The 25,944-nt window shown below is 69.6% G+C and carries 21 protein-coding genes and 4 pseudogenes; 16 read left to right on the forward strand and 9 right to left on the reverse strand.

What is annotated here, in order from left to right:
* Positions 1-5: 5 nt before the first annotated feature.
* From IE260_RS37690 to IE260_RS37700, 3 genes are all read left to right on the forward strand, one after another.
* Positions 6-2,177: a serine/threonine-protein kinase gene (locus tag IE260_RS37690; protein WP_189880383.1), complete on the forward strand. Its 2,172-nt coding sequence runs from the start codon at positions 6-8 to the stop codon at positions 2,175-2,177.
* Between the two features lie 26 nt (positions 2,178-2,203).
* Entirely contained in the window at positions 2,204-4,312 is a 2,109-nt protein-coding gene (locus IE260_RS37695) for a serine/threonine-protein kinase (RefSeq protein WP_189880385.1), read from the forward strand.
* A 104-nt stretch (positions 4,313-4,416) separates the two neighbouring features.
* Positions 4,417-4,800 (forward strand): hypothetical protein, encoded by a 384-nt coding sequence (locus tag IE260_RS37700; protein ID WP_189880387.1) that lies wholly within the window; start codon positions 4,417-4,419, stop codon positions 4,798-4,800.
* Between the two features lie 205 nt (positions 4,801-5,005).
* Here IE260_RS37700 and IE260_RS37705 read toward each other — a convergent pair whose 3' ends face one another.
* From IE260_RS37705 to IE260_RS37715, 3 genes are all read right to left on the reverse strand, one after another.
* The gene (locus tag IE260_RS37705) at positions 5,006-6,166 is read right to left on the reverse strand and encodes a hypothetical protein (protein ID WP_189880389.1); all 1,161 of its coding nucleotides are present in this window, start codon (positions 6,164-6,166) and stop codon (positions 5,006-5,008) included.
* 469 nt (positions 6,167-6,635) lie between these two features.
* Positions 6,636-6,842: a homocysteine S-methyltransferase family protein gene (locus IE260_RS43270; RefSeq protein ID WP_373303461.1), complete on the reverse strand. Its 207-nt coding sequence runs from the start codon at positions 6,840-6,842 to the stop codon at positions 6,636-6,638.
* A 165-nt stretch (positions 6,843-7,007) separates the two neighbouring features.
* On the reverse strand, positions 7,008-7,349 hold the full coding sequence (locus IE260_RS37715; protein ID WP_189880391.1) for an STAS domain-containing protein: 342 nt from the start codon (positions 7,347-7,349) through the stop codon (positions 7,008-7,010).
* Between the two features lie 275 nt (positions 7,350-7,624).
* Between IE260_RS37715 and IE260_RS37720 the strand changes: the two are divergent.
* Positions 7,625-7,876, forward strand: a pseudogene (locus tag IE260_RS37720) (alpha/beta hydrolase); the annotation flags it as partial.
* Positions 7,877-8,231: 355 nt separating this feature from the next.
* Here IE260_RS37720 and IE260_RS43275 read toward each other — a convergent pair.
* A pseudogene (locus tag IE260_RS43275) lies at positions 8,232-8,417 on the reverse strand (helix-hairpin-helix domain-containing protein); the annotation flags it as partial.
* A gap of 658 nt (positions 8,418-9,075) precedes the next feature.
* Between IE260_RS43275 and IE260_RS37730 the strand changes: the two are divergent.
* A complete protein-coding gene (locus tag IE260_RS37730; protein ID WP_189880395.1) occupies positions 9,076-9,783 on the forward strand; it encodes a hypothetical protein in 708 nt (235 codons plus the stop codon).
* Positions 9,784-9,803: 20 nt separating this feature from the next.
* Here IE260_RS37730 and IE260_RS37735 read toward each other — a convergent pair whose 3' ends face one another.
* On the reverse strand, positions 9,804-11,246 hold the full coding sequence (locus IE260_RS37735; protein WP_189880397.1) for a DUF308 domain-containing protein: 1,443 nt from the start codon (positions 11,244-11,246) through the stop codon (positions 9,804-9,806).
* A 672-nt stretch (positions 11,247-11,918) separates the two neighbouring features.
* Here IE260_RS37735 and IE260_RS37740 point away from each other — a divergent pair.
* The 5 genes from IE260_RS37740 to IE260_RS37760 all read left to right on the forward strand — a co-directional run bounded on the left by IE260_RS37740 (position 11,919) and on the right by IE260_RS37760 (position 15,852).
* Positions 11,919-12,773 carry a caspase family protein gene (locus IE260_RS37740; protein ID WP_189880422.1) on the forward strand — a complete coding sequence of 285 codons (855 nt, stop codon included), beginning with the start codon at positions 11,919-11,921 and terminating at the stop codon, positions 12,771-12,773.
* 388 nt (positions 12,774-13,161) lie between these two features.
* Positions 13,162-13,596, forward strand: coding sequence for a hypothetical protein (locus IE260_RS37745; protein ID WP_189880399.1), 435 nt, complete (start codon positions 13,162-13,164; stop codon positions 13,594-13,596).
* 94 nt (positions 13,597-13,690) lie between these two features.
* Positions 13,691-14,830 carry a sensor histidine kinase gene (locus tag IE260_RS37750; protein ID WP_189880401.1) on the forward strand — a complete coding sequence of 380 codons (1,140 nt, stop codon included), beginning with the start codon at positions 13,691-13,693 and terminating at the stop codon, positions 14,828-14,830.
* 10 nt (positions 14,831-14,840) lie between these two features.
* A complete protein-coding gene (locus IE260_RS37755) occupies positions 14,841-15,509 on the forward strand; it encodes a response regulator (RefSeq protein WP_189880402.1) in 669 nt (222 codons plus the stop codon).
* 106 nt (positions 15,510-15,615) lie between these two features.
* Positions 15,616-15,852, forward strand: a complete 237-nt coding sequence (locus tag IE260_RS37760) for a hypothetical protein (protein ID WP_189880403.1) — start codon at positions 15,616-15,618, stop codon at positions 15,850-15,852.
* A gap of 407 nt (positions 15,853-16,259) precedes the next feature.
* On the opposite strand, the gene IE260_RS42280 is transcribed toward IE260_RS37760, so the two are convergent.
* The 3 genes from IE260_RS42280 to IE260_RS37775 form a co-directional block, all read right to left on the reverse strand.
* Positions 16,260-17,177, reverse strand: coding sequence for an aminoglycoside phosphotransferase/kinase family protein (locus IE260_RS42280; RefSeq protein ID WP_229881714.1), 918 nt, complete (start codon positions 17,175-17,177; stop codon positions 16,260-16,262).
* Between the two features lie 182 nt (positions 17,178-17,359).
* Entirely contained in the window at positions 17,360-18,118 is a 759-nt protein-coding gene (locus tag IE260_RS37770) for a hypothetical protein (RefSeq protein ID WP_189880404.1), read from the reverse strand.
* Between the two features lie 263 nt (positions 18,119-18,381).
* Positions 18,382-18,966 carry an SUKH-4 family immunity protein gene (locus tag IE260_RS37775; RefSeq protein ID WP_189880405.1) on the reverse strand — a complete coding sequence of 195 codons (585 nt, stop codon included), beginning with the start codon at positions 18,964-18,966 and terminating at the stop codon, positions 18,382-18,384.
* Between the two features lie 668 nt (positions 18,967-19,634).
* On the opposite strand from IE260_RS37775, the gene IE260_RS37780 reads away from it, so the two are divergent.
* The 4 genes and pseudogenes from IE260_RS37780 to IE260_RS43280 form a co-directional block, all read left to right on the forward strand.
* On the forward strand, positions 19,635-20,471 hold the full coding sequence (locus IE260_RS37780; RefSeq protein WP_189880406.1) for a DUF8832 domain-containing protein: 837 nt from the start codon (positions 19,635-19,637) through the stop codon (positions 20,469-20,471).
* A 102-nt stretch (positions 20,472-20,573) separates the two neighbouring features.
* On the forward strand, positions 20,574-21,104 hold the full coding sequence (locus IE260_RS37785; protein ID WP_189880407.1) for a carboxymuconolactone decarboxylase family protein: 531 nt from the start codon (positions 20,574-20,576) through the stop codon (positions 21,102-21,104).
* Positions 21,105-21,185: 81 nt separating this feature from the next.
* Positions 21,186-22,460 (forward strand): MFS transporter, encoded by a 1,275-nt coding sequence (locus IE260_RS37790; RefSeq protein ID WP_189880408.1) that lies wholly within the window; start codon positions 21,186-21,188, stop codon positions 22,458-22,460.
* Positions 22,461-22,702: 242 nt separating this feature from the next.
* Positions 22,703-22,870: pseudogene (locus IE260_RS43280) on the forward strand (DUF4396 domain-containing protein); the annotation flags it as partial.
* A gap of 26 nt (positions 22,871-22,896) precedes the next feature.
* Here IE260_RS43280 and IE260_RS37795 read toward each other — a convergent pair.
* Positions 22,897-23,121 (reverse strand): annotated as a pseudogene (locus IE260_RS37795) (four-helix bundle copper-binding protein); the annotation flags it as partial.
* 308 nt (positions 23,122-23,429) lie between these two features.
* On the opposite strand from IE260_RS37795, the gene IE260_RS37800 reads away from it, so the two are divergent.
* On the forward strand, positions 23,430-24,863 hold the full coding sequence (locus IE260_RS37800) for an MFS transporter (RefSeq protein ID WP_189880410.1): 1,434 nt from the start codon (positions 23,430-23,432) through the stop codon (positions 24,861-24,863).
* A gap of 127 nt (positions 24,864-24,990) precedes the next feature.
* Positions 24,991-25,887: a helix-turn-helix transcriptional regulator gene (locus tag IE260_RS37805; protein WP_229881718.1), complete on the forward strand. Its 897-nt coding sequence runs from the start codon at positions 24,991-24,993 to the stop codon at positions 25,885-25,887.
* The last annotated feature ends 57 nt before the right edge of the window (positions 25,888-25,944 follow it).

The following is a 25,944-nucleotide window of genomic DNA, read 5'->3' on the forward strand; positions in this document are numbered from 1 at the left end:
ACCGCATGCTGTCCGCTCTTCTTCACGACGATCCCCACTCCGTCGGCCCCTACCGGCTGCTCGCCCGGCTCGGCAGCGGCGGCATGGGCACGGTCTACCTCGCCCGCACCGCCGGCGGCCGCACCGTCGCCGTCAAGGTGTTGCACCAACGGCTGGCGTCGGACGCCGTACTGCGTACCCGTTTCCGGCTGGAGTCGGACGCGGCGCGCGTCATGGGCGGGCGGTACGGCGCCGGCGTCGTCGACGCAGATCCGTCCGCGCCCAGGCCGTGGCTGGCGACCGAGTACGTGCTCGGCCCGCCACTCGACGACGCGGTGCGCGCCGCGGGGCCGCTGCCGGAACCCGCCGTGCGCGTCCTGGGAGCGGCCCTGGCGGAAGGGCTGGGGCGGCTGCACGGCTCGGAGGTGGTGCACCGCGACCTCAAGCCCTCCAACGTCATGGTGACCACCTCCGGCCCGAAGATCATCGACTTCGGGGTCGCCCACGCGGTCGGTGAGGAACGCCTCACCCATGCCGGCGGCGCACTGGGCACCCCTGCCTTCATGTCGCCGGAGCAGGCCGCGGACCTCGAACACGGGGCGGCGGGCGACGTGTTCGCCCTCGCGGGCGTGCTCGTCTTCGCCGCGTCGGGGCACGGGCCCTTCGGCTCCGGCCAGGCCACCGACCTGCTCTACCGCGTCCGGTACGCCGAACCGGATCTCGGCGGGGTCCCGCCGGCCCTGGTCCCCGTACTGATCCGCTGCCTGGACAAGGACCCGGCGAGGCGTCCCACGACGGCTGAGCTGGCCGCGGCACTCGCAGAGGGCTCGGGCGGGCGCCGTCCTGCCGACGTCCTGCCGGACGCCGTGCTGCGGGAGATCTCGCGGCGCGCCGAGGGCGTGTGGCGCGAGCCCCCGCACCGGCTGCCACCCCCGCCTCCCGACATGCTGCCGCACACGGTGCAGGCCGGCCCGGCCATGTCCCGGCGGCGGCTGTTCGCCGTGACCGCCGGTGCGGTGGTGGCCGGTGCCGGTGTGACAGGCGGCGGCGTGTGGGCCTGGCTCGCGAACCAGGACGGCCGCGACGGCGGAGGCGGTACGGACCACGCGAACGTCTCCAAGCAGGCGAAGCCGCCTGCCCGGCTGTGGACCTTCACCATCCGCATTCCGGCCGATCACGCCGATGTCCTCTCCGTCGGCAGCGGTCTGGCCATGCCGGCCGGCATCGTGCTGTGCGGTGTCAATGCCGAGAGCGGTGTGCTCACCTGGCAGGCGAACATCGCCGACACCTGGCGGTACGCCCCGGGCGGCAAGACGTTGTACGCACTGCGCGACGCCGACGAAGGCGGGTCGGCGGCCCTGTGCGAGATCGACCCCACCGACGGTTCGCTCGGCGAACCGCTGGCCGAACTGAAGGACTTCGCCGGCGACGAGGCCCGTAACCAGGTGCTCTGCGTGGCCGAGAAGACCGCCTACCTGGTCGCGCGCGCCGCCTCGGCTAGCAACTGGTACGTGTGCGCTGTCGATCTGTCCGACGGCCGGGTGCGGTGGCGCACGCCCATCGAGGCACCGCAGGACGAGAACCGGCCGCCGATGCTCTGCGGCTCGGTCGTCGGCGACCGGCTGGTGCTGTACCGGTCCGACTCGGGTCTGTCGTTTCTCCGACTGGCGGTGCACGGCATCTCGGACGGCAAGCAGCACTGGACGCTGTCCGAGCCCTACGACGGCGCGCCGCCGGACCGGGTCGTCCACGACGAACGTCACCTCTACTTCGGCGCCGCTGCGCTCAAGGCCGTCCGGATCACCGACGGCGAAACCGCGTGGCGCTTCGGTGACCTCCGCGACGTCGGCGACAGCGCGGGCGAGACCCGGCTCTACGGGGCGCCCGTCCTGCACGACGGCGTCCTCTACGCCGCCGAGGGCGACCGCGGCATCGTGGCCGTCGACGCCGCCACGGGCACCGTCAACTGGCTGGAGAAGAACCTCAAGGGCAGGCATCTGAACCGCGACGCGCCCCCGGCTGTCGGCGACAAGTACGTCTACAGCCTCGACGACAAGGGGTTGCGCGCGGTCGATCTGCGCACGCACCGCGCGGTGTGGACGCTGGCGACCGACGCGAGCGTTCTGACCGCCGACCACGACCGTGACCGCCTGTACGTCCGCAGGGAGAAGGAGACCTTCGCCCTGCCGCTCGACTGACTCCCCGGAAACTGAAGGGACATCACGTGCAACCGCTCGGCCCCGGAGACCCCCTCCGCCTCGGCCCGTACCGCATCGTAGGTGTGCTCGGCGCGGGCGGCATGGGCAAGGTGTACCTCGGGCGGGACTCGGCAGGGCAGCCGGCCGCGGTCAAGGTGCTGCTGCCCGAGCTGGCGGGAGACCGGCACCTCGCGGAGCGCTTCGTCCGCGAGGCGCAGACCGCCCGCGCGGTTACCAGTGAGGGCGTGGCGCGTGTGCTGGCCGCGGAGCCGGAGTCGGGACGGCCGTGGATCGCGTCCGAGTTCCTCGCCGGGCCCACGCTGGACGACGCGGTGCAGAAGTACGGGCCGTTCGGTGACGCCCTGGTGCGCGAGCTGGCCCGGTCCCTCGCCGGCACTCTCCAGGACATCCATGTCACCGGCCTCGTCCACCGCGATCTCAAGCCGCAGAACGTCGTCCTGACCTCACGTGGACCGCGCGTCATCGACTTCGGCATCGCCCGTCCCGAGCACGGGCTGACGCTCACCCGGACGGGACAGATCCCGGTCACGCCCGGATACGGCGCCCCGGAACAAGTGCTGGGGCAGCGCGTCGGGCCTGCTGCCGACGTCTTCTCGCTCGGGGCCGTCCTCGCCTTCGCCGCGTCCGGCAGGCCGGCCTATGCGGGCGCACAGGTGGCGGCGGTGCTGTATGACGTGGTGCATGGCGTGCCCGATCTGGCCTTGGTCCCGGACCCGTTGCGGCAGTTGATCGAGCCCTGCCTCGCAAAGGACCCGACGGCCCGCCCGCTCCCCGGCCAGATCGCCGAAGCCGCCCGTCCCCCGAAGGGCAGCGAACGGTTCTGGACCGTCGGGCCGCTGGCCGACGACATCCGACGGCGGGAGACCACCGCGGACGAGATGACCGGCCGCGGCGCCGGAGCCGGGCCCGGACAGCCCGGACCCGGGCCCGCGACGTCCGCCACGAGCACCGCCCGCCCCTCGCGTCGGCGTCTTCTGCTCACGCTCGCGTGCGGCGGCGCGACACTGGCGGCCGGCGCGGGCGGCGCGGCGTGGTGGCTCACGAGCGGCAGGGCGACGGCCTCCAACCCCTTCGACGTGCCGCCGGCCGCGACGGTGCGGGCCGCGGAGCTCGCCGACGACACCGGAACGCCGCAGCCCCTGTGGGGCCCGTTGGAGAGCGTGGCCGACGCGGGTTCGCCGGCGCCGCTGCCCGTGCGGGACGTGGTGGTCTTCGCGGCGGCGGGCGGCGGGGTCGCCGCGCACGGTGTCACGGACGGCAGGAAGCGCTGGCAGGCCGACGCGGCGCACGCCGCCGCCGGCTACGTGTCGGTCGCTGACCGGCTGGTCGCCACCGCCGACAAGGACGGCGTCCTGCGCACGTACGTCGCCTCCACCGGCGAGGCCAAGTGGACCGCGGACGTGCAGGTGAGCTCGCTGCTGACCGCCGACGCCGACCACGTCTACGTCCTGACGTCCGAGGGGGACCTGCGGTGCGTGTCCACGGCCGACGCCCGGGTGCTCTGGACCCGCGCCCCCGCCCGCGCGCTCACCGGCCGTCCGGCCGCGACGCTGGGCGCAGGGCTCCTGACGGTGTGCGGCGGCTCGGGTGACGTGGTAGCGGTGCGCGCCCGCGACGGTGCGAAGGCATGGGTGCGCAAGGGCCAGGCCCCGGCCGCCCTGGCCCCGGCCGTCGACGGCGGTGTGGTCTACCTCGGCGGCCACACCTTCGCAGCCGTCCGAGCGAGCGACGGCAAGGAACTCTGGTCGCGCGACCCGCTCCACGCCGTGCGCGGCGACGCCTACGGCTGGGGACCGCCCACCGTGGCCGGCGGGGTGATCTACGCCCTGGACAGCGAAGCACTGCGCCACCTGAATCCGGACGGCACCGAGGAGGCGGCCATGTCCTTCGTCTCGGGGGTGGCTCCGCCCTGGCAGCCGCCGGTCGCCCAGGCCAACAGCGTCTGGGTCGTCGAGAGCGGGGACACCGGGGTGAGCGGACTGCCTCGCTACGGCACGGACGTCGAGCCTCAGACGTACCCCCTGACGGATGGCGGCTCGCGTACGGCCGCGGGCGACCGCAACCGGCTGTTCGTCCTCAACTCCGGTTCACTGCTGGCGCTGCCGGTGTACTGAGGGATGCACCGGCAGGACGTATGAGCGCGCCGCGTACCAGGCGGACCAGTGGGGAACGGCTCGTGGGGCCGGCCCCTCCACCCTGACGCAGAGGGGCACATCCCATGCTGACGTCCGTACCCATCGGATGGCTGTGGCTGCTGGCCGTGGCGTCCACCGTCCTGTCCAGCTGCACCCTGGGCAGCTGGATCCCCCTGCGGAAGTTCCGTATCGCCTATCCGATGATCATGGTCGTCGGTGGGTCGGTGCTGGTCGTCGTCTGCCGGCTGCAGGGCATCGACTTGTCCGGGGCGCTCGTCATGTACTCGTGTGCCCACATCGGCCTGACTCTCGGCCTGCTCCCCCAGCGAAAGCTGTTCAAGAAAGTGCTCGAGCGGTGGCGCAGGGGTGAGCCCACGGACCAGGTGGGGATCCCGCGCCGGCACCAGGTCTTCCTCGCCGTCTGCCTGATCGGCGTTCTGCTCGCCGGATTCGCGCTCACCCGCTGAACGGCGTACAGGACCCGGCGCCGCAAGGCGGGCGAGTGCCGGAGCAAGTTCCTCACGTGCCGAATCGCCGGGCAGCAACTGCGGTGTGCCGTCCGGCGGTTGGCCGATGGCCGGGCCGTTTCGTTCGGAACACCGGGCCAGCCAGAGGAAGATGCCCGCGACGTTCAGTCCCGCCAGGTGGATCGCGGGTTGCCGTCTGGCCCGGCTACTGCATCAGTTCGATGTGGGGATGCTCCGGCGAAGTCGGGCAGACGTAGAGCTGCTGTATGGATCCTCTGCCGATTCGGACCGCGGTCGGTTGTCTCGGGTCGGGGTCGGTGACGGGCGGCGTGGCGCGGACATCGCGGCGGACACGACCACGGGCGTGCACCTCGATGCCTTTGGCTCGGAAGAAATCGATCACGGCCTGGTCCTCCGGGCGAGTACGCGTGGAGGACGCCCTGGTGCGGGCTTGATCTTCGTCAGGGATCCAACTGCGGTTGCTGTCGTCCCATTCGAAGGTGGCGATGGTCAGCAGCGGGTCCATTTTGGTGTCGCAGGCGGGGCAGTACTGGGGGTCGGGGTCGGTGGTGCCCCAGGAAGCCCAGCCGCCGACTTTCCAGCCGGGTGCGACGGACAGGTTGTTCCGGTAGAACTCCTCCGGGTAGGGCGCGTAGGAGCTGTCCACGCCCGCGTCGGCTGCCTGCCACGTGCTCCAATCCCCGAGCAGCTCTCGCACCTCCTTGCTCAACTCCATGGGGTCGGGGTACTCGGTGATCTGCTCCGGGTTGAGCAGGCACGGCTCGGGCAGGTAGCTGTCGGACTTCACCGCGGGCGGTTCCGGGGGCGTGGTGAGAATGTCGGTCACCGTGGCTGCCGACCGCCAGAACAGCGCAGTCCTGGGCATGATCGGGTGGTCGAAGGGGCACCACAGAACCTGAAGCAGGTCCGCCCCGGACGGTGCGTGCAGATCGGGCACATCCCGCACGTACAGCTGCGCGACCGGCAGCATCGCCATGGATCCCTCATACGGCCGGGCGACCGCCGGTTTCAGCGGCAGCTCCCGCCGGGGACGGACCCGGCCGAGGGTCTCTCGCTCCTGCGGGGTCAGGCTCCTGCCTCGCGTGGCGGCACGGATCCGCCGTTCCAGCCGCACATCCGCCGGGGACAGCGCCGGGTTCAGTCCGTTCACTTCATGAGGGCCGTCGCAGTGGGGCCAGGGCTCGTCGGCCGGCCACAAGAGCGGCCCACCGACCGAACTGTCGCGCGGTGACGGAGCCCCGGGGTAGGGGTGCAACCGGGTTGCGGTGCGTGCCAGCGGAGCCAGTTGGGGGAAGAGCGCGGTGACGTCGACCGGCCGCGGCGGGGTGGTACGGATGACGTTCATGGCGGCGATGTTGCCAGCAGCCGCTGACAAGGGGCGCACCGATCCGCGTACAGCTGACATCAGGCAACTTCCGTGGATCAGAGCCGACCTTCGTCGGCTTCCTCGACGCAACGGTTACATCACCTACTACAGCCGACCACGCCACCAGGCCACAGGCTGACCCGCCTGGCCGCCGCCCTGAGCATCGGAGACCTCACTGCCGTCCTGGCGAAGCCGGTTGACACCATAGCGGCCCCTTGCCGGAGTGCAGCAGCCCTTCGGTCGGCCGCAGCGCAAGCGCGGCGACGGCCAGCACCCCGACCACCCCGGCGGCGACCACCGCCGCCCACGGCACCGCCCGTCCCCCGTGTTCCATGCCGTCCCCCGCCGAAAACGTCGCCCCCGAACGTCGGTTCACCACGATCCTGGCACATGCCGCGCCGGCTACGGCACGGCTCGCACCCCCGACGACCACACCACTGGCCGCCGGTCACGCCGGTGTCCGTGCCGCCGCCACCGATCTGATCGGCCGAGGCCCCAACCGGCAGCAACCGCCGGCCATCCGGGCCCCGGCCGCCCACCACCGGCGGATCTGACCGGCGTCGGATGAGGGACGCCGGGGTAAACGAAAACCGACTTCCCGGTGACGCGGGCGGCGATCTCCACAGCGCCGGGGAAGTTCTCGGGCGCGCAGCAGTAACGCGCACCGCGATCACCTCCTCCGCGTCGGCGACCGGCGCGCAGGACTCCTGGCGAGTACACCGTCACGGTGATGGGCGGGATCAATGGGCAGGAGATCCCCGACCTGGTGGCGCACTGCGCTTCCCGGTTCGCCGTGGCCTCACGGCCGTTGGCGGGCCGCTCACTGGAAGTCGGTGGGCAGCGTGTCGGGAAGCAGGCGGGCGAGGTCGAAGGTGGCGGGGTGTACGTCGGCGGCCAGGAGCAGCAGCCTGAGCGGCTGATGGCGCAGTCCCGTGACGGTCATCCGGCGCTTTGGGCATCCGCCCGGCAGGGTGGGGGTGAAGAGGAGGTGGAGGCCGGCGACGTCCATGAAGGCCGTGTGGTTCAGGTCCCACAGCAGGTCGCTCACCTGTGCCGGCAGCGCCTCAGCGGCAGCGCGCACCGGAGGCAGGGTGTCGAAGTCGATGTCTCCGTACAGGGTGATGCGGGCGGACGTGCCGTCGATGGTGGTGGTGATGTTCATGGTGGGCGTGCCCCCTTTCCCGGGGGTCGATGAGCCCAAAGACGAAACACCCCGACGTGGGGTGGACGACGATGGCAGGTGCCGGGTGCCCGTGGTGGGGGCAACGCCCGACTCCCCGAAAGACTGGCCCTCCTGAAGGTGGTGCCGGTCGGTCTCGTTGTCCGTCCACCGTCGCACACTCCCACCCGCCCCCGCGAGGCCCCGCGAGTGGGCCGGCCCGCAGCATGCCGGGCCACTCGCCAATCTGCGCTACGGTCCGCTGGTCATGGGCATCCCGGGTCTGCGCCGCCGTGTTGGGCCTTGGCGGGGCCTCGGCCTCGGGCGCAGACGCCGCGCGGATCACGGCCCCGGTGGAGTTCCTGGTGCAGTGGGACGATGAGCGCGTGCCGCGCGACCAGAGCCTGGCGCTGTTCGACGCTTTCGCCTCGGCCGACAAGACGCTCCATGCGAATCCCGGCAAACACGGGGACTTGCCGGCGTTCGAGCTGGACAGCTCGCTGAGGTTCTTCTCCCGGCACCTCGTTTGATACCTGCGCGCCCGCGGTGACCGACGCGCCGATCGGCATTCAGGTCCGGTCGGCGCGTCCGGCGAACCGCCTTCATCTGTTATCGCGGTTTCAGCAGACGAGCCGGACCGACCGCGAGCAGCTGCCAGCCATGCCTGCGTTGTCAGCGGCAACCCATAAGGTGCGCCCAACACCTCGAAGGAGGAACCGCCGTGGGATTCTCGGGTCGCCTGGTCTTTGCTCGCAGCAACCGGCCTCTGCTGGAAGCACCCGTGTTCGACAGCCTCGACGAAGACCTCAAGGCCACCGTGGGCACATGGGAGTCACGGCCGGGGGCTGGCAGACGCTCCAGTTCGAGTCGTCCCGATCCGGCCCTTCTGCCGACACCCGGGATCCGCTGCAGGCCCTGCACGTCGAGTGCGTCCACATCGGCGTGGTGACCGCCGATCGCGCGGGCGGGCTTCTCGTAGGCACGTGCCTTGCACGTGTTCCCGCCGGTGATCGAGATCAGGTCGGCATACTCCTGGAACAGCTCGGCGACCTTCTCGTTGGACCGAGCCACACCTCCAAGCTGGGCGGGCACGCCACAGGCGCTGAGGGCCGACCCGGCCCGGGGCGTAGTCCCCGGCCGATGGGGCGGCCCCTCCCGGGCACGGAGCCCGAGTTGCGGGACGCCGTGGGGAAGCGAAGAGTAGTTCTCGAACGCCTGTGCACCGTCGAGTTGTGGAGCTCCGGTGACCCTCGGGCCGCCTGACGGGCCCGGCCCGCAGGGCAGCAGATCATGAAGCACACCTGGAAACACCATGCCCAGAACCGCCCGGCGACAGATCTCCCGCCTTGTCGGCCCGTGCTGCGTGGCTGCCGCACTCACACTGCCGACAGGCGCGACCACTGCCGTGGCAGACCCTGATGCCCCCGCTACAGCCGCGACGGCGGGACCTGCCCAGCCCACTCCCCCACCCCCACCGCCGGAGCCGACGACTCCGCCGCCGGAACCCACACCACCCCCCACTCCCCCACCCCGGCCGACGACTCCGTCACCGGAGCCCACGCCGCCCGAACCCACGACGCCGTCACCGAAGCCCACACCCACGACCCCGCCACCGGAACCCACGCCGCCGGAACCCACGACTCCATCACCGGAGCCACCGCCCCCGGACCCCTCAGAGCTGAGGGAGGAAGCGCAGGAACGGCTGACGGAACTGGACGCACCGGAGGAGGTGAAGGAAGAGCTGGGCGAGGTGCTGACCGGGACGCTGGACGCGATCGAGGACCCGGAAACGACGCCGGAGGAGCGGGCCAGGTACACGGAAGCGGTGCAGGGGCTCAATGAAGCACTGGAGGTGATCCAGGACCCGAACACGACGCCGGAGGACCGGGCCAGGTACATGCGAGTCGTGGAGGGGATCAGCGAAGCTCTCAGCACAAGCCTGGACCCGAATACATCCCCGGGGGACCGGGTCATGTACACGGCATTCGCGGGTTACACGGGCAGTTCCGTGACCGACCTCCAGTCCCCGGAGACGAGGCCGGAGCATCCGGAGGATCGCGAACAGATCCTGCGAGTCCTGGAGGAGACGAGCAAATCCCTGGTGACAGCCCAGGACCCGAATGCGTCTCCGGAGAAGCGGGACGAGGCACGGAGAAAGATGGACCAGTGGGCCGACTCGCTCGACAATTCCCAATATCTGGCACTCATGAAAGAAGTCAAGCAATACAAGCCACCGACAGCCTGCATCGACACAATAGAGAACCGAACGCGTCAGGCGGGTTGGCCGGAGGGATCTCTCTGGGGTCTTTCCAGTTCGTCATGCGCTGCGACGCTGTCCGAGGCCGCTCATGACAGCGGCAGCAAATGGAGCGAACTGTTCAGATGCGTGCAACGAGACCCGTTCTCCACATGTGCGGTTCACATCCCCAAAAGCTGATGAGACCGCGCACTTCGTGCTCAGGACCCGGAGGAGCGGCTCAGCAACCCCGCAAGCGGAATCTCGGTCTTGAAAAAAGCAAGCTGATGACCGTACCTCACCTTTTCTCTCTCCATTTCCGCTTCGTCAATCCTTTCACCTTCTTCCTTCCTCTTGAAGTCGAAAGACGAGATGAAGACAGTGGGGGCAACATCGGGAGCCCAGAAGGCCGTCACATATCGCCGGCCGCGTGTGACGTTGACCAAGTTATTGTTGTGACGCACCCTTCCGCTGTACACGAGGTACGCTCCACATGCTTCCGGAGGGCAGTAGTATCCCTCTTCATTCTTGCTCCACGAGCGTCGCGGGACTGCGAATTTCGATGTGTCTATTTTTCCTCGATCTTTTCGCATGAAGTCGAACTGCAGCTCTACATCTATCGAGTCGTACTCACTATTCTTGGGCAGTCGCACCACTGTTTCTTTACTGTATTCCTCTCCCGATTCGAGCCAGGATCCGGGCCCGTAGAAGTGACCGGAGCTTATGACGTCTTTCCTGTCTTCCCTGGCATACACCTCGGCTTCTTCTGTATCGGTTTTCCACTGCTCCAGCCAGTCACCCTTCTCGGAGTACTTGACCGTCGTTCCATGGACGGTGTAATTGTCATTGATGATGTACACAGGGATCCCTCCGTCGTTTTTCGCGTAAAGCTTCAGCGGGATGTAGACGAACGGAAGGCCGGAATCTTTTTGCGGCTCCCCGAACTCTGCCCTAAGAGCAAAGTGAATAGGAGCCGATGTGGGCTGATACATGGTCGAATACACCAAGCCGACAGCCGTAAGGAGTGCGGGGGCAGCAGCTCCGGCCGCAAACCTGCTCGGATGCGGAATCTCATTCCACGGCTTTTCTCGGACGATCAGGTACAGCGCCCACACGGACCAGAACCAGAGCGGGACAAACGCCAGCAGATAGTGCGTGTACTCCTTCTCCTGGAGCCACAGGAACACAAGAAGGCTGTCAGTGGCGAGTGCGATCAGCGCCCCGATCAGGATGATGGATCCAGACAGACTGAACTGCCGTCTGCCCCAGTAGTCGAGGGCTGCAACTGCCGCCACACCCTGGAGTGCACCCAGGAGAATAAAAAGAGCCCCGACAATCCGCTGTGCAAAAGTCAGGGCCCCGAGGACGTCCGGCCAACCGATGAGGAGATGCAAGACAGCGGATACGAGCAGTCCCGCGACCATGAGCGCGATGATTGCACGCCTTCTCCAAGGGCGATCGGGCCACGTCTCACTGTCACCTCCTCGCCAGTGAACAGATGCCGGATCCTCCATGTCCATGTCTTCCGGGTAACCGAGGCGATCGAGGATCTTTCGCAGTTCACGGAACGACCAGGCGCTTCCGACCGTCTTGCCCCCGATGCTGATGTTGCGAAGGCCACGGCTGTCAGGCGGCTCCACAGTCACCCATGGGTGGATGCTCATAGAGCCAAGCTGGAGCCTGAGTCGGCGGTGTGCACGAGGGACTACTCCGGTCAGGCGCGGGCGCCGGCCGGCGCGGCGGATTCGGACCGGAGCGATGCAGGGCGTCGGCCAAGTGGCAGACGCCGGATCGCGAACCGTGTCGCGAATCCCAGGTCGCATGGAGACGGGTTGCCCCGTCTGCCTTACGTCGGGAAGACGCGGGGCGAAGCGCCAGTCGTCGCGCTCCGCGTCGACCAGCTTCCGGCCGTCGATCATGACAGCCGTTGACGTGGCCAACCGTCGGTCGGGACGAAACACCACGCTGAGGTGGGTGACGGCAGCACGACGGTCCCGACGGCCGGATCGGCAGGGAGGGGCAACGGTACGGACGGCCCGAGGGACCGTTCGTCGTAGCCCTTGCGGTTCGCCAGTGCCTCCCCTGTCACAGGCTCGGTGGCCGATGTGGGATCAGGGGAAGGCGGCATGACCCTTTCTACGGACCATGACGGCGAGTTCGTCCACCAGCATGCGCAGCGACGCCACCCGGACGGACCAATTGGCGAGTTGTGCGCCAGTCGGTGGTTACGATCACAGTCGGGATTCAGGCGTACCTCGTCGACCGATTTCGCCCAGTCGATGCGCTCTCCCGCACACCTTGGTTCACATCCGCTCCAAGCAGAAGGGAGTTTCTCCATGGCTCAGGGAATGTCCATTCACATCGGTCTCAACAAGGTGGATCCCACCAAGTACAACGGTTGGGACGGCAAGCTCATCGCCTGTGAGAACGACGCGCAGGACATGGACCAGCTCGCCAAGAACTCGGGAATCGAAGATCGCGTCACCCTCCTCACCGCCCAGGCAACAGTCGACAACGTCACCGCCGAGCTGCGCAAGGCAGCCAGGACGCTGACGCCCGGCGACTTTCTGCTCTTCACCTACTCGGGGCACGGCGGCCAGGTTCCCGACCTCAACGGGCCCGAAGACGAGTCCGACCGGCTCGACGAGACCATGTGCTTCTTCGATCGGGAGTACATCGACGACGAGCTGTACAGGGAGTTCGAGGGCTTCGCCGAAGGGGTTCGGATCTTCTGTCTCCTCGATTGCTGCCACAGCGGATCCGGCATCAGGGTGCGGGAGATTCTCACGCCGGAAGCCATGGAAGAGCAGTTCCAGACGACCGACCCGGATCAGGTGGAGGTCACGTCCCGGCTCATGCCCCTGGACAAGCAGGACGAGCTCTACCAGCGGGACAAGGAGTTCTTCGATAGCATCCAGCGGAAGCTGAACGCCAAGGACAACCGTGAGCTCGGTGCGACCGCACTGCTGATCTCGGCATGTCAGGACAACCAGCTGGCAGCCGACGGTCTGCGCAACGGTCTGTTCACCGCGACCCTGCTGGACGTCTGGAACGGCGGTGGATTCACGGGCGGGTACAAGGCGTTCCACCGCGAGATCCTCAAGCGGATGCCGGCCACCCAGAGCCCGAACCTGTTTGTCACCGGCCGGACCAACAACCGATTCATCCGGCAACGGCCCTTCACGGTCTGAGACGACACACAAGGGAGTGTCCCGTCGCGGACACCCCGCTTGCCGCGCGCGCTCACAACGGCTGAGGCAGCATCGCTGGCCCATGGCCTTTCGCCGGCTGTCGACGTCTCCACCGACGCTACGTGGGCTCGGCGGACGAGCCGGCCAACGCGCCACGCGGTGGCGGAGGTAGACGGCTCTCGAGCTGGAGGTGCGGGTCTGCTCGAGGCGGGTCGGAGCGGTGCAGTGGTTGCGGTGGTTGCCGATGCGGCGATGCGGCACCGGACGACGGGTCGGGCTCCACAACCGTGGGTGCAGTCGGCCCGGTGCGGCCGCAACCGCTGGGGTAGGGCAGGTGTCCTCTCCGGGCTGATGCCTTGGAGGTGACCGGGCGCGCAGCCTGGAGGGCATGAATGCACTGAACCCCCCATCGGCCCGCCCCGCCGGGCCGCTTTCCCGGCGTCTGCACTGGCCGATGGTCATCGGCCTCGCCCTCTTCGCGCTGATCCGGCCGATCTTCTCGATCGCCGGGTGGAGCGAGGTGCTGGGCAAGCCGGCCACACCGCTGATCCTGACCGCTGTGATCTCGGTGGTGTGGATCGCGGTCGTCGGGTTCAGCCGGGTCCGTGAGCCGCTGCTGCAGTTGCTGGCGACGGGCATCTGCTACGCGATCGCGTCGACCCTGCTTGCCGCGGTCCTGTCCCCCGTGCTGGAGGGCGAGTTGCAGGGCCCGATCACCAACCCGATCGCCCTGGTCATGGTCTGCCTTACGAATGTGGTCTGGGGCGGCCTGTGCGGCGTCTGCGCCTGGGGCTTGCAGCGGCGGCGCGGTGTCCGGTCCTGACCGGCGCGGTGTCGCGGCATCGGATGGCTCCGCGGCAAAGGGTTCCCCCGACGCGTGCAGGCGGTCCGTCGGAGCCTCCGCATACGCTGGGCGCATGCAGCCGCGTATGCCCCGAAGCCGTGCCGCCGACGCCGCTGTCGCCGGCGCGGTCGGACTTGTGGTGGCCGTCGGCAGCGTGCGGTCGCTGTTCCCGCAGGACCGGACGGAGTCCTGGGGCGCCACCGCGGTCTGCTGGGTGCTGGTCGCCGTGGCCTGCGGGGCACTGTACTTCTGGCGGCGGTGGCCGGTGGCGGTCGCCGCCGTCTGCATCGCGGCCACCGGCGCGTACTACCTCGTCAGCCGCTATGACGGCCCGCTCATGATCGCACCGATCGTCGGGCTGTACGGGGTCGCCGTCGCGGGCCGGCTCAAAGCGGCCACGGCCCTCGCCGCGCTGGTCGTGATCGGCGTCGGGGCGGGCACTGTAGCGGGCAACAAGGAGATCAACGGCATCGCGATCTTCATGCTCACGGGCTGGCTCGTCGGCATGGTCGCGCTCGGCGCCATGCAACACGGCCGTCGCGCGTACGCCGAGGAGGAGGCACGGCTGCGCGCGACCGAGGAGCGGCTGCGCGTCGCCCGCGAAGTACACGATGTCGTCGGCCACAACATCTCGATGATCAATGTGCAGGCGGGGGCGGCCCTGCACCGGCTCAAGAAGACAGCGCCGCCGGACGACCTCGCCATGGCGGCGCTGGAGGAAATCAGGGCGGGCAGCAAGGAGACGCTGCGCGAGCTGCGCGCCACGCTCGGCGTACTGCGCCAGGTGGACGAGATCGCACCGACCGCTCCGCCGCCGGGAGTCGACCGCCTCGGCGATCTGGCGGACGGCGCCCGGCGGGCCGGTCTCGAGGTCCGCCTCACCACACACGGCAAGCGACGGCCGCTGCCCGCGGAGGTGGACCTGGCGGCGTACCGCATCGTGCAGGAGTCACTCACCAACATCACCCGGCATGCCCACGGCGCTCACGCGGCGGAGGTCGAACTTTCCTACGGAAAGCGTGAGTTGACGGTGTCGGTGACCGATGACGGGCACGGCGGCGGAGCCGGCTTCGCCGAGGGCGCGGGCAGCGGGCTCAGCGGGTTGCGCGAGCGGGCCCGGCTGCTGGGCGGGCGGTTCACCGCGGGTGGTCGCCCGGACGGCGGCTTCGCCGTCGAGGCGGTGCTGCCGTACGAGTATCGGGAGAGCCGGTAGCGTGAACAGGGTGATCAGAGTCCTGTTGGCGGACGACCAGCGCCTGGTGCGGGCCGGGTTCCGCTCGATGCTGGAGGACGAGCCCGACATCAAGGTCGTCGGCGAGGCGGGCGACGGCGACGCGGCCGTGGCGGGCTGCCACGCGCTGCGTCCCGACGTGGTGCTGATGGACATCCGGATGCCGGAAACCGACGGTCTCGAGGCGGCCCGGCAGATTGCCGCCGATGCACGCCTGGCGGCCGTGAAGGTGGTCATCCTGACCACCTTCGATCTCGACGACTACGTGTACGGGGCGTTGCGGGCCGGCGCCTCCGGTTTCCTGGTGAAGGACACCGAGCCCGAGGAGCTCGTCCACGCCGTACGAGTGGCCGCGCGCGGCGACGCGTTGATCAGCCCGTCGGTCACCCGCCGGCTCATCGCGGAGTTCGCGGGCCGAGTCAGGGCGCCGGAGCCGTCGCCGCGGCTGAACGCGCTGACCGAGCGCGAGCGGGAAGTGATGGAGCTGGTGGCGGCCGGCCTGTCGAACGACGAGATCGCCGAGCGCCTGGTGCTCAGCCCTGCGACGGCGAAGACGCACGTCAGCCGCATCATGACGAAACTCGGCGTACGCGATCGCAGCCAACTTGTGGTGCTCGCCTACGAGTCGGGCATGGTCCGCCCGGGCTGGCTGGCGCCGTAGCAACTCCTGGGGTACACGTCCTCCCCCAGCCGCAACCCACGGGGTAGCCCAGGTCACCGCCGCAGGCCGACGCCCCGGGCAGACCCCTCAGCGCAGCCTCGTCGGCATGAGCGCACACATCCACTCCGCGAAGACCGCGGGCGGGCTGCTCGGGTTCCTCGTCGGCGGGGCCGGCGGCTTCCTGCTGACCGAGGCCGTCGGCGGCCTCGTCGTCGTCGGCTTCGACCGCACGCTGAACGTCGACGGCACCCCGCCCCTGCTGGCCGCCTTCATCGCCGTACCGATCCTTGCGGCCCTCGCCGGCGCCACGATCGGCGCGCGCAAGGCAGGGCGAGGACGATGACCCGGCACACCGGGTTCCGTACCGCTCCCGCTCCGTTCAGTGCCTTCGCCCGGCTCGCCGGATGGCCGCAGCGGTGAACAGCTCTGCTCCTGCGGGTGGTCGTGGTCGGCGCGATCACCACCGGCGCGCAGGCGGCGGGCGGCAGCTACCGCAACGACTTCTCCCTCCCGGGGACGGACTCGCAGGCCGCCGCCGACCTGCCTACGTGCGATGCGCCGAGGAGGACCCGGCCCTGTTCGACTTCACCATCATGCGGGCCTCGCCAAGGCCCCGTTTACCGATTCGGCCACGGCCGGCGACGAGGTGGCCAGACTCCTGCTGCCTTTGTCAGGCCGACCGGCTCCCGGCCACTCCGCTTGAGCCTCGCCCACAGTGTGGCGCCGCCGGTGCGGCGGCACCTCGTCACATCAGATCCCGGCATGCCTCAACCTCGTCTCGGCTTCGTCGCGTCCCAGCGCGTCGAAGTTGTCGAGATGGAACTTCTTGGCGTTGAAGACGCGCACCCACAGGCCCGCCGCCCAGCACAGCTGCAGTTCGTTGTCGCTCAGCGCTCGTCCGCGCGCGGTTTGGTACTCCTCCAGGAAGGCCACCGTCCGTTCGACCGAGGCGCCTGCCCCAGTCGGGCCGCCCTCGAACATGGCCGCGGCCTGCCCGACGATCACCACCTCGGGTTCGTAGACCACGCTGTCCCAGTCGTGGACCACGAGCGGCCGGCCGTCGCGGAACTTCACGTTGCGGCCGTCCCAGTCTCCGTGTCCCAACACGCAGGCAGCGTCGCGGACCTCCTCAAGCCGCTCGCGTACGGCCGCGCCGAGCGCGTCGAGCCACGCCGTGGCAGAGCACGGCTCAGCATTGAGGTCGACGTTCCGGTCATCCGGGACCGGCCAGACGCCGTCCTCCTCGTGGTACCAGTGGACCCACGCGGGAGCCGGTCGTAGCAGCGGCTGCGGATCGAAATCCTCTGCGCGGGTCACGAAGTCGGCCAGAAGGCCGGCGAACTGTCGGGGCGAATCAGCGGGCTCGGGCTCTCCACCACCTGGCACAGGAGTCTCGGCGCTGGCGACCTTCGTGCCCAGCGGCAACGGACCGGCCAATGGCTCAGGGCACGGGAAGCCCGCCCGCCACATCCGGCGTTGCACCCAGGAACAGGCTCCCAGCCGCTCATCCTCGTCGCGGATCTTCAGCACCACCTCGCGGCCGTTCGTCAGCCGGAGGCCGTGGACCACGGACAGGTTCCCCGCTGTGAACGTGCGCTCGGCAACCGGGTAGCCCAAGTGCTCGACGCACCAGTCGCTGACTGTTCGATCGTCGGAATGTTCAAGCATGGCGTTCCTTTCCATGGGTCGTTTGGTCGCGCCGCTCGCGGCAGGGCCGGCCTGGAGCCGTGGGAACCGGATCGGCGCCCTCACGCCGCAGAGCGCTGATCGACTCGGTGAACTGCCGCGGGCTCAGCCCGGCGAGACGGAGCCATCCAGGGCGGTCCGATGCCGTCGCACCAGGGCGGAGCTCAGGGAGTGGCGCTGTGTGCCTCTTGGGGTCGCATGAGGTCGAGGTCATCGCCCCACGCGTCCAGCACCGAACCGTGTCCGGCTTCTCGGGCCGCCGTCTCGACAAGGGCGAAGAGGTGTCGTTGCTGGGACACGTCACCCGTGGCCGAGATGCGGTCCACGGCACGGAGCAGTATGTCGGTGTCCCAGCCGGGCAGCGGGTGCCGGGCGAGTTCCCACTCCAGGTACTTGTTGTAGGGGCGGGGCCTTCGGTCGAGAGCGAAGAGCAGCTCGAGCAGGGACCGGATGCTGTCGGCGGCGTCGAGACGAGCAGCGAGAGTCCGGCCGTCCCGGTGGTTCTTGACGGAGCGATAGAGCGAGTTCGCATAGGCATCGAGCCAGCCACTCGCGTCCTGGAATGCCTCATCGGCACCCGGACGGGCCCTGTCGGCGAGGATCCGGGCGATGCCTCCGTCGAGCCGGTCGAGCACGATCTGGGCACGGGCGAGGGCATAACGTTCCCAACCGTGCGTCCCGGCCCCACGGAACTCGGTGAGAGTGACGATGACGAGGTCGAGCTCGGCGCTACGGTGGCCCGCGAACCGGGTCAGTTCGGTGCGGGCGTCATCGGCGACGACCACGTACAGGTCGTGGTCGGAGTACGGGGTCACCATGCCGTCGTGGGCCTGGGACCCTTTGAGGACGAGGCCGACGACGGCTGGATCGGCGGCAGCGAGTCCTACGAGCGTGTCGTAGGTGAGGGGTTGCTGAGCAGCCATGGTGTGGATCTCCGGTGGGGTGATGACAGGTATGCCTGCTGGGGCGACCTCGTTACGAGGCGCCCTGCACCGCCGTCTGCGGCCGTACGTGGCTGCCGCCCGGAAGATCAACGCACCTCTCGACTCTATGGCCCGGTCGGGCCGTGATGCAGTGCGTTGGGGCGACGCCGATCGCCTTCGCGGTCGGCAGGGGCGGCTCCCGCAGCTCCTGCCGAGATCAAGTCCGCGTACCAGAGCTCGTTCTCACTCACGAGGACTGCCTGTCAGATCGCGTCGTACTCCACCTCTTCGTAGACCCGATCCCACCAGGTGTCCATCTCGAAGGCGGGCGGGTCGAGCTCGCGCAGGCGGTCCCGGATGCCCAGGCCGAAGGCGACCCGGGCCTCCCCTGCGGGATCGTCGTCCGAGTCGGGGTCGTCCGGCTCCAGGTCGTCGAAGTCGTCGACGTGCTCGCAGCGGTACTCCCAGGCGGCGAGGGCGTCGAGGAAGGCGATCAGGGAGGAGTTGACGAAGCGCTCGGCAGGGTCGACACCCTCCGCGAGCGCCCACACGCGCCCATGCTCGTCCAGTACGAATTCACAGGAGTGTGACTCCTCGTCCACCGCCAGTTTCCAGTAGCGGTCCCCCAGCGGCGAGAAGGGCTGCTCGGCGGTCCCCGGCCAGCACATCGACTCGTCGACCGGCAGCCCGTAGGTTCGGGCCACCTCGAGGGCCTCCCGTACGGGTGCGGGCCAGGCTTCCACCTCGGGGGCGTCAAGGATCGGCAGATTGCGTACGCCCTCTTCGCCCCACTGGCCGGGGCGCAGCCAGTGAGGGGCGTACCCGCCCGAGCCGTTCTGCTCCGCCATGTCGTGAACTCCGCTCAGTGAGCACCTTGTCGAGAACTCTGGAACGATCCCATACGCCTCGTCAGACCATCCGCTGGGGGCCCGGGCCGGGCTTGCTCGATGTGGGAGGGTCAGGTGAGGACCTGTACTTCGCCGACGCGGACGCCGACGGTTCCACTGCGCCGCCGCCGCTGATCCGGCTTCAGCGGTGCCCGCAGTCGGGAGATTCGGCCATGCCCGCGCTCTCCCGGTAGAGGTGCCGAGGTCGGCGCAGGAGACGGTAGCGCCGTCACCATGTCCCAGCGGATCGAGGTGACCGCCGCGGTGGCGGGGCCTGGCCGTCACCACCGGTACGACGTCACGAGCGCACGAGGTCGGCGATGGCGTCCCCGGCTTCCTCATCAGCTCGACGTTCCCGCCTCGGCGGCGCCGGTTTCCCTGCCGCGCGTCGGCAGATGCACTGACCCGTTCAGCAGCCCGGCCGCGGCAGCCACCGCCGGGCCAACCGTGCCGACACGTCGGCGCCACGGACCGACAGGTGGACGACTCCACCTGGTGGATGCACTTCGGCAAGCCCTCTCTCGAAATTTCGACCATCGGAGTACCGGAATACCCCCCTGGGGTATATGGTTGCGATCAACGTCCTGAACGGACAACGCCGGAAGGCGCATCACACCAAGGGAGATGTCATGAAGGATCACTCCGGCCACGGCGTCCACGGTGTCCACGGCGGGGCCCGGCCCGGTGGGCTGTCGGTCTCCGAGAACGGGTACACCCTTGAGCTCGACTCGACGATCCTCACCGCCGGCGTACAGCCGGTCAGCTTCCGGGTGATCGGCCCCGACGGGCAGGCGGTGACCGAGTTCGTGCCCGAGCACGAGAAGGAACTGCACTTCTTCGCCGTCCGGCGCGACACGGCCGGGTTCCAGCACGTGCACCCGGTGATGGACGGGAAGGGCACCTGGAGCGTCCAACTGGCCCTGGAACCGGGGGACTGGAAATTCTTCGCCGACGTCCACCCGGTCGGCCACGACGGGACCATCACGCTGGGGATCGACGTCGCGGTCGCCGGGCCGTACGACCCGCGGCCGCTCCCCGAGGCCACCGGGATCGCACGGGTCGGCGAGTACACCGTCACCCTCGACGGCGAACTCCTGCCTGGTCAGGCGAGCGAGCTGACCCTCACCGTCAGCCGGAACGGCCGCCCCGTCACCGACCTGCAGCCCTACCTGGCCGCGTACGGGCACCTGGTGGCACTGCGGGTCGGTGACCTGGGCTACCTCCACGTCCACCCGGAGGGCGAACCCGGTGACGGCACCACCGCACCAGGACCCGAGATCGCCTTCATGGCGGTCGCACCTTCAGCCGGCACTTACCGCCTGTACCTGGACTTCCAGCACAACCATGTCGTCCGCACGGCCGAGTTCACGGTGCGGACCACCGCGACCACCCCCCGCTCGGACGCGGCATCCCAGGCCGCACCCGAGCACAGGAGCCACCACCACGGCCACCACGCACACCACTGACCGCACGAACGCCACACCTGCCGCGGCACACGGCACGGTCAAGGGGCGCTCGGCTCGTCGAACCCCAGCGCCCGCAGCACATCCCCCATCGGAAGGAGCGTCATGCCCCGCCTGACCCGACTCACGCCCGACACGGCGGTCGGCGCCTCGCGCGACCTCCTCTCAGACCTGGTCTCCCGCCATGGCCAGATCGGTGACATGGTCTCCACGATGGCGCACTCGCCGGCCGTACTGGGCGGCTACCTCCAGCTCAGCCGGGCCATGGGACGAGCCAAACTCGACCGCAGGACCAGCGAACGGATCTCGATCGCCGTCCAGGTCCTGCAGGGTTGCGGACTGTGCCTCAACGCGCATGTCAGTGCCGCCCGCGCCATGGGAGTGGACGAGGAAGAGATCGAACGAGCCCACGCGGGCACCTCGGCCGATCCCGCGATCGCGGCGATCATCACCCTCGCCCTCCAGATCTGTCGCGAGCCGACGTCGATCACCGACGAACAGGTCATCGCGCTGCGTGAGCACGGCTACAGCGACCGCGCAATAGCGGATGTCGTCGGCGTCGTCGCACTCAACATCCTCACCGGCGCCTTCAACCTGCTCGCCGGCCTCACACCGGGGAGCGACACCGGTGCGTAGAGACACCCCCGCCTGTACTCGCGGGGCACGGCCTCCACCCCGGGCCCGTGCCCCGCCGCATGGATACGGAAGGAACCCGCCATGCGTCTGTTCGCCGTCCGCGACTACCGCCGCCTGTTCAGTGCCCAGGTCATCGCCCTGTTCGGTACCGGGCTGACCACGGTGGCCCTCGGGCTGCTCGCCCACGACCTCGCCGGTCCGCGCGCCGGCATGGTCCTCGGTACCGCCCTGACCATCAAGATGGTCATGTACGTGGTCATAGCCCCGCTGGCTGCCGCGTACGCCGACCGGCTCCCCAGGAGAACTCTCCTTGTCCTCCTCGACGTGGTCCGCGGTGCGGTGGTCCTGGCGCTGCCGCTGGTCACCGAGGTCTGGCACATCTACGTCCTGATCGGCCTGCTCCAGGCCGCCTCCGCGGCGTTCACCCCGACCTTCCAGGCCGTCATCCCCGACATCGTCACCGACGAGTCCGACTACACCCGCGCCCTGTCCGCCTCCCAGGTCGCCTCCGCCATGGAGAGTCTGCTCAGCCCCGTGCTGGCAGCCGTCGCCCTGACGTTCATGGGCTTCAACCGGCTGTTCCTGGGCACCTCCGCCGGATTCCTCGTCTCCGCCCTGCTCGTCCTGTCGACGCGTATCCCCGACGCCCGCCCCAGTACCCACACCAAGGCATGGGACAAGGCGTCAGCGGGGATCGAAACCTTCCTCAGGACGCCACGGCTGCGTGGCATCATGGCGCTCAATCTCGTGGTTGCGGCGGCAGGGTCGATCGTCGTCGTCAACACCGTCAACTACGTCCGTGACAAACTCGGCGGCTCGCAGCCGGACGTCGCCTGGATGCTCGCCGCCTCCGGCACCGGCACCCTCCTGGCCGCCCTCGTACTGCCCCGCGTTCTCGACCGGATCACCGCCCGCACCGTCATGATGACCGGCGCCGGAGTCCTCGTCGGCGGCACGAGCGCCGCGGTGACGCTCATCGCGACCGGTCTCACCACATGGACCGGTACGGCAATCATCTGGACCCTGATCGGCATCGGCATGGCACTGATCATCACACCGACCGGCAAGGTCCTGCGCGCCTCCGTCGGACGGAACGCGATCCCCGAGGCATTCGCGGCCCAATTCTCTCTGTCGCACCTGGCCTGGCTGATCACCTATCCGGTCGCGGGATGGCTCGGCACGAACGCCGGCTTCACCCTCGCCTGGTCCGTCCTCACGGTCCTTGCCGTGGCAGGAGCGATCGGTGGCCTCTTCCTATGGCCGCGCCACGACGGACGAGAAGCCTTGACCGGACTGTCGACACCCACCCAGCATGCGCCCGGCAGGGACCGGTCCGCCCTGGCCAAGGCGGCGTGAAGCCCGGTACAGCGGCTCTGACTGTCTGCGCCGTGGCGTAGCACGCGCTGCCGGCCGGACACCCCGAGGGGGTTGTGGCCGCCGTCCCGCCCCGCGCGGGCGGCGGCCACGGCCTTCTCGCATCTGATGGGACGCAGCGGAAACCGTGGGGTGGGAGGCGAGGCCGAGCGCCGCGACCTGGGCGCGTCCGGCCCAGCTGCGGCCTTGGTCGGTGCCGGCCCAGACCTTCTTGCTCGGGCTGGGTCCGCGCCGGGGTTTCCCCGGAGGCCGCGATGAAGGTCGCGCCGGCCGCCGAAACCGTCTCCATCGCGGTGATGGAACTGGTCGACAACGCCATCATCGCGCTGACGCCCGGAGCGACGGACGCGCACCCGTCGGCCGCGCCGTTCTGGTCGGCGCCCCAAGGGGGCCGCCCGGAGTTGTGCCGCGCCCCGTGTCAGCCCGGTCCGGCGAGCAGGCCGTTGCACGCCTGTTCGCAGCGCCGGCAGGCATCGGCGCACACGCGGCAGTGCTCGTGCATGTCCGCGTGGCTGGCACACTCGTCGCCGCAGGTCCTGCAGACGGTGGCGCAGGCCTGGAGGACGGCACGGGTGATGTTGGCGTCGTAGCCGGTGTACCGGTACAGAACCGATGCGGTGGCGCTGCAGACGTCGGCGCAGGCCACTGATGCTTCCAGGGCACCGGGACAGCGCCCGTGCACTCGGTGCCTGCCGGGTATCACCGCACCTCGCGCCATAGAACGGGTGCCGCACCGCGGGACCCGGCGGCCACCAGCTCTTCGACGTGGGGCTGCTGTCCGCGGTTGCGTCACAACGCTCCCGTCCCGCCCGTGAGCGTGCGCCGTGGATGGCTCAGGCTGCGGCCGACCCAGACGACACCCACCATCTTCCTAGGTACCCCCAGGGGGTATATAGTCTGCCTCGAACAGATACCCCGTGGGGGTATGCGTCCAATGGGAGGGACCTAGCGATGTCAACCGTCAATCCGCGGCGCTGGTGGGCACTTGTGGTGCTGGCCGCCGCGCAGTTCATGGTCATCATGGACACCTCGATCATCGGGGTGGCCCTTCCGGAGATGCAGCGCGACCTGGGCTTCTCCCAGGGCGACCTGCAGTGGGTCTTCAACGCCTACGTCATCGCCTTCGGCGGGCTGCTGCTGCTCGGCGGCCGCCTGTCGGACCTGCTGGGAGCCCGGCGGGTGTTCGCCGGCGGATGGGTCGTACTGATCGCCGGATCCGTCGTCGCCGCGGCCGCGAGCACCGCATGGGTGGAGGTCGTGGGCCGTGCCGTGCAGGGCGTGGGCGGAGCGCTGATCGCGCCCGCCTCCATGACGCTGCTGATGATGCTCTTCGGCCACAACCCCAAGGAACTCGGCAAGGCCCTGGCCCTCTACGGCGCGGCGGCCCCCGCCGGTGGCACCGCGGGCGTCTTCCTGGGCGGGGTGTTCACCGAGTGGGCGAGCTGGCCCTGGGTCTTCATCATCTACGTCCCCATCGGCGTCGCGACCCTGGCCGCCACCGGGCTCCTGCCCACGGTCGCGCGCAGCCGCGGCTCGGTCGACGTCCTCGGCGCCGCGTTCGTCACCGCAGGCCTGGCGCTCGCCGTGTTCGCCGTCGTCCGCGCACCCGAGATCGGCTGGGGCGCCACCCAGACGGTGCTGGAACTGCTCGGCGCCGCCGTGCTGCTGGCCCTGTTCCTCGTCGTGCAGAAGTCGGTGAGGACGCCGCTGATGCCGCTGCGTGTCTGGCGCACCCCGGGCCTGGGCGTCTCCAACCTGGCGATGACCCTGCTGGGTGCCGCCTGGATCCCGATGTGGTACTTCCTCAACCTCTACCTGCAGCAGGTGCTGGGCTACGGCGCCTTCGCCAGCGGCGCCGCCCTGCTGCCGATGACCGGTCTGTTGATGGTCTTCATGACCCTCATCACCGCCCGCCTGCTGGGCCGCTTCGGCGCCAAGCCGCTGATCTCGGGCGGCCTGTTCGTGCTGGCAGCGGGCCTGCTCTGGCTGGCGGCGGTCGAGCCGACCGGCACCTTCGCCGTCGACGTACTGCCGGCCTCGCTGGTCGCCGCGACCGGCATGTCGCTGGCCTACATCCCGGCCATGATGTCGGCGATCTCAGGCGTGCCGCAGGAACAGGCCGGCCTGGCCTCCGGCATCGTCAACACCACCTACCAGGTCGGCTCCGCACTGGGACTCGCCGCCTTGACCGCACTGGCCACCTCCCAGGGCGCGGACCGGATCGGCAACCTGCCGGCCCTGACCGACGGCTTCAGCGCCGCCTTCCTCGGCGCGGCCGCGGTCGCCGCCGCGGGCGGACTGCTGACCACCGTGCTGATGCGCGGCCGCCCGACGTCCCCCACCGAGGAGCCTGCGAACCCGGCGAGCGAATCCGTCAACGCCTGACCATGGGCTGCTGTTGCGCCCGGGCAGCCGACGGGACCGTTCCGTGCCGACAGCGACGGCACGGAACGGTCCCGTCTTCGCTGAGCCGGCCGACAGGTGGCGGTAAGAGACGGTGGCGTCAGTCCGAGTGAGCGGCGGGCGCACTACGTCGGCGCCAGCCGTAGCGCGTCATATCACCCCGGACCAGGCCGGGCTGCCCACCAGCGGCCGTCGCCGGGTACCGGGGCTGCGACGTGAGGAGGTCGCCGTGCTCGCCGGCGTGAGCACCGAGTGGTACACCCGCCTGGGGAAGGGCCACATCAGCGGTGTCTCCGAAGACGTCCTGGCCGCGGTCGCCCAGGCCCTGCAACTGGACGAGGACGAACGCACCTACCTGTTCGACCTGGCCCGCGCCGCCCGGACCGCACGCCGCACGCCGTCGCGCCGCAAGGACGTCGAGGTCCCGCCCCGCATCCAGTGGCTGCTCGACTCCATCACCATGTCCGCCGCCTTCGTGCGCAACGGCCACCTGGATGTCGTCGCCACCAACCCGCTGGCCCGGGCCCTGCACGCGCCGATGTTCGGCAGTGCCACCACCGACAGGCGCGGCCGTGCCAACTTCGCCCGCTACCACTTCCTCGATGCCGGCTCGCAGGACTTCTTCGTCGACTGGGACGCCGGCGCCGCCGCCACCGTCGCGCTGCTGCCTGCCGAGGTCGGGCGTGAACCGGCTGACCGTGCCCTGCGCGCGCTGATCGGCGAACTGTCCACGCTCAGCCCCGGCTTCCGCACCATGTGGGCCGCGCACGATGTCCGTATCCGCCACGAGGGCATCAAGCGGCTGCAGCACCCCGAGGTCGGCCTTCTGGAGCTGACCTACCAGTCTCTGGACCTGCCCGTCTCCCACCGGGCCGTACACGATCTGAGCCTCTGCACCGCCGAACCGGGCAGCACCTCCGAAGAGCGCCTCAAGCTCCTCGCCAGCCTGGCAGCCGCTCCCCCTCCAGGCCACGGAGTCCACCGACCGGCAGCGCTGAGTGACTGATCAGGATCCCTTCTGCGAGCCTTGAGCCTCCCGGACTCCAGCCGAGGGCAAGGGCGC

The sequence above is a fragment of the Streptomyces viridiviolaceus genome, assembly GCF_014650995.1.
Lineage (GTDB): Bacteria > Actinomycetota > Actinomycetes > Streptomycetales > Streptomycetaceae > Streptomyces > Streptomyces viridiviolaceus.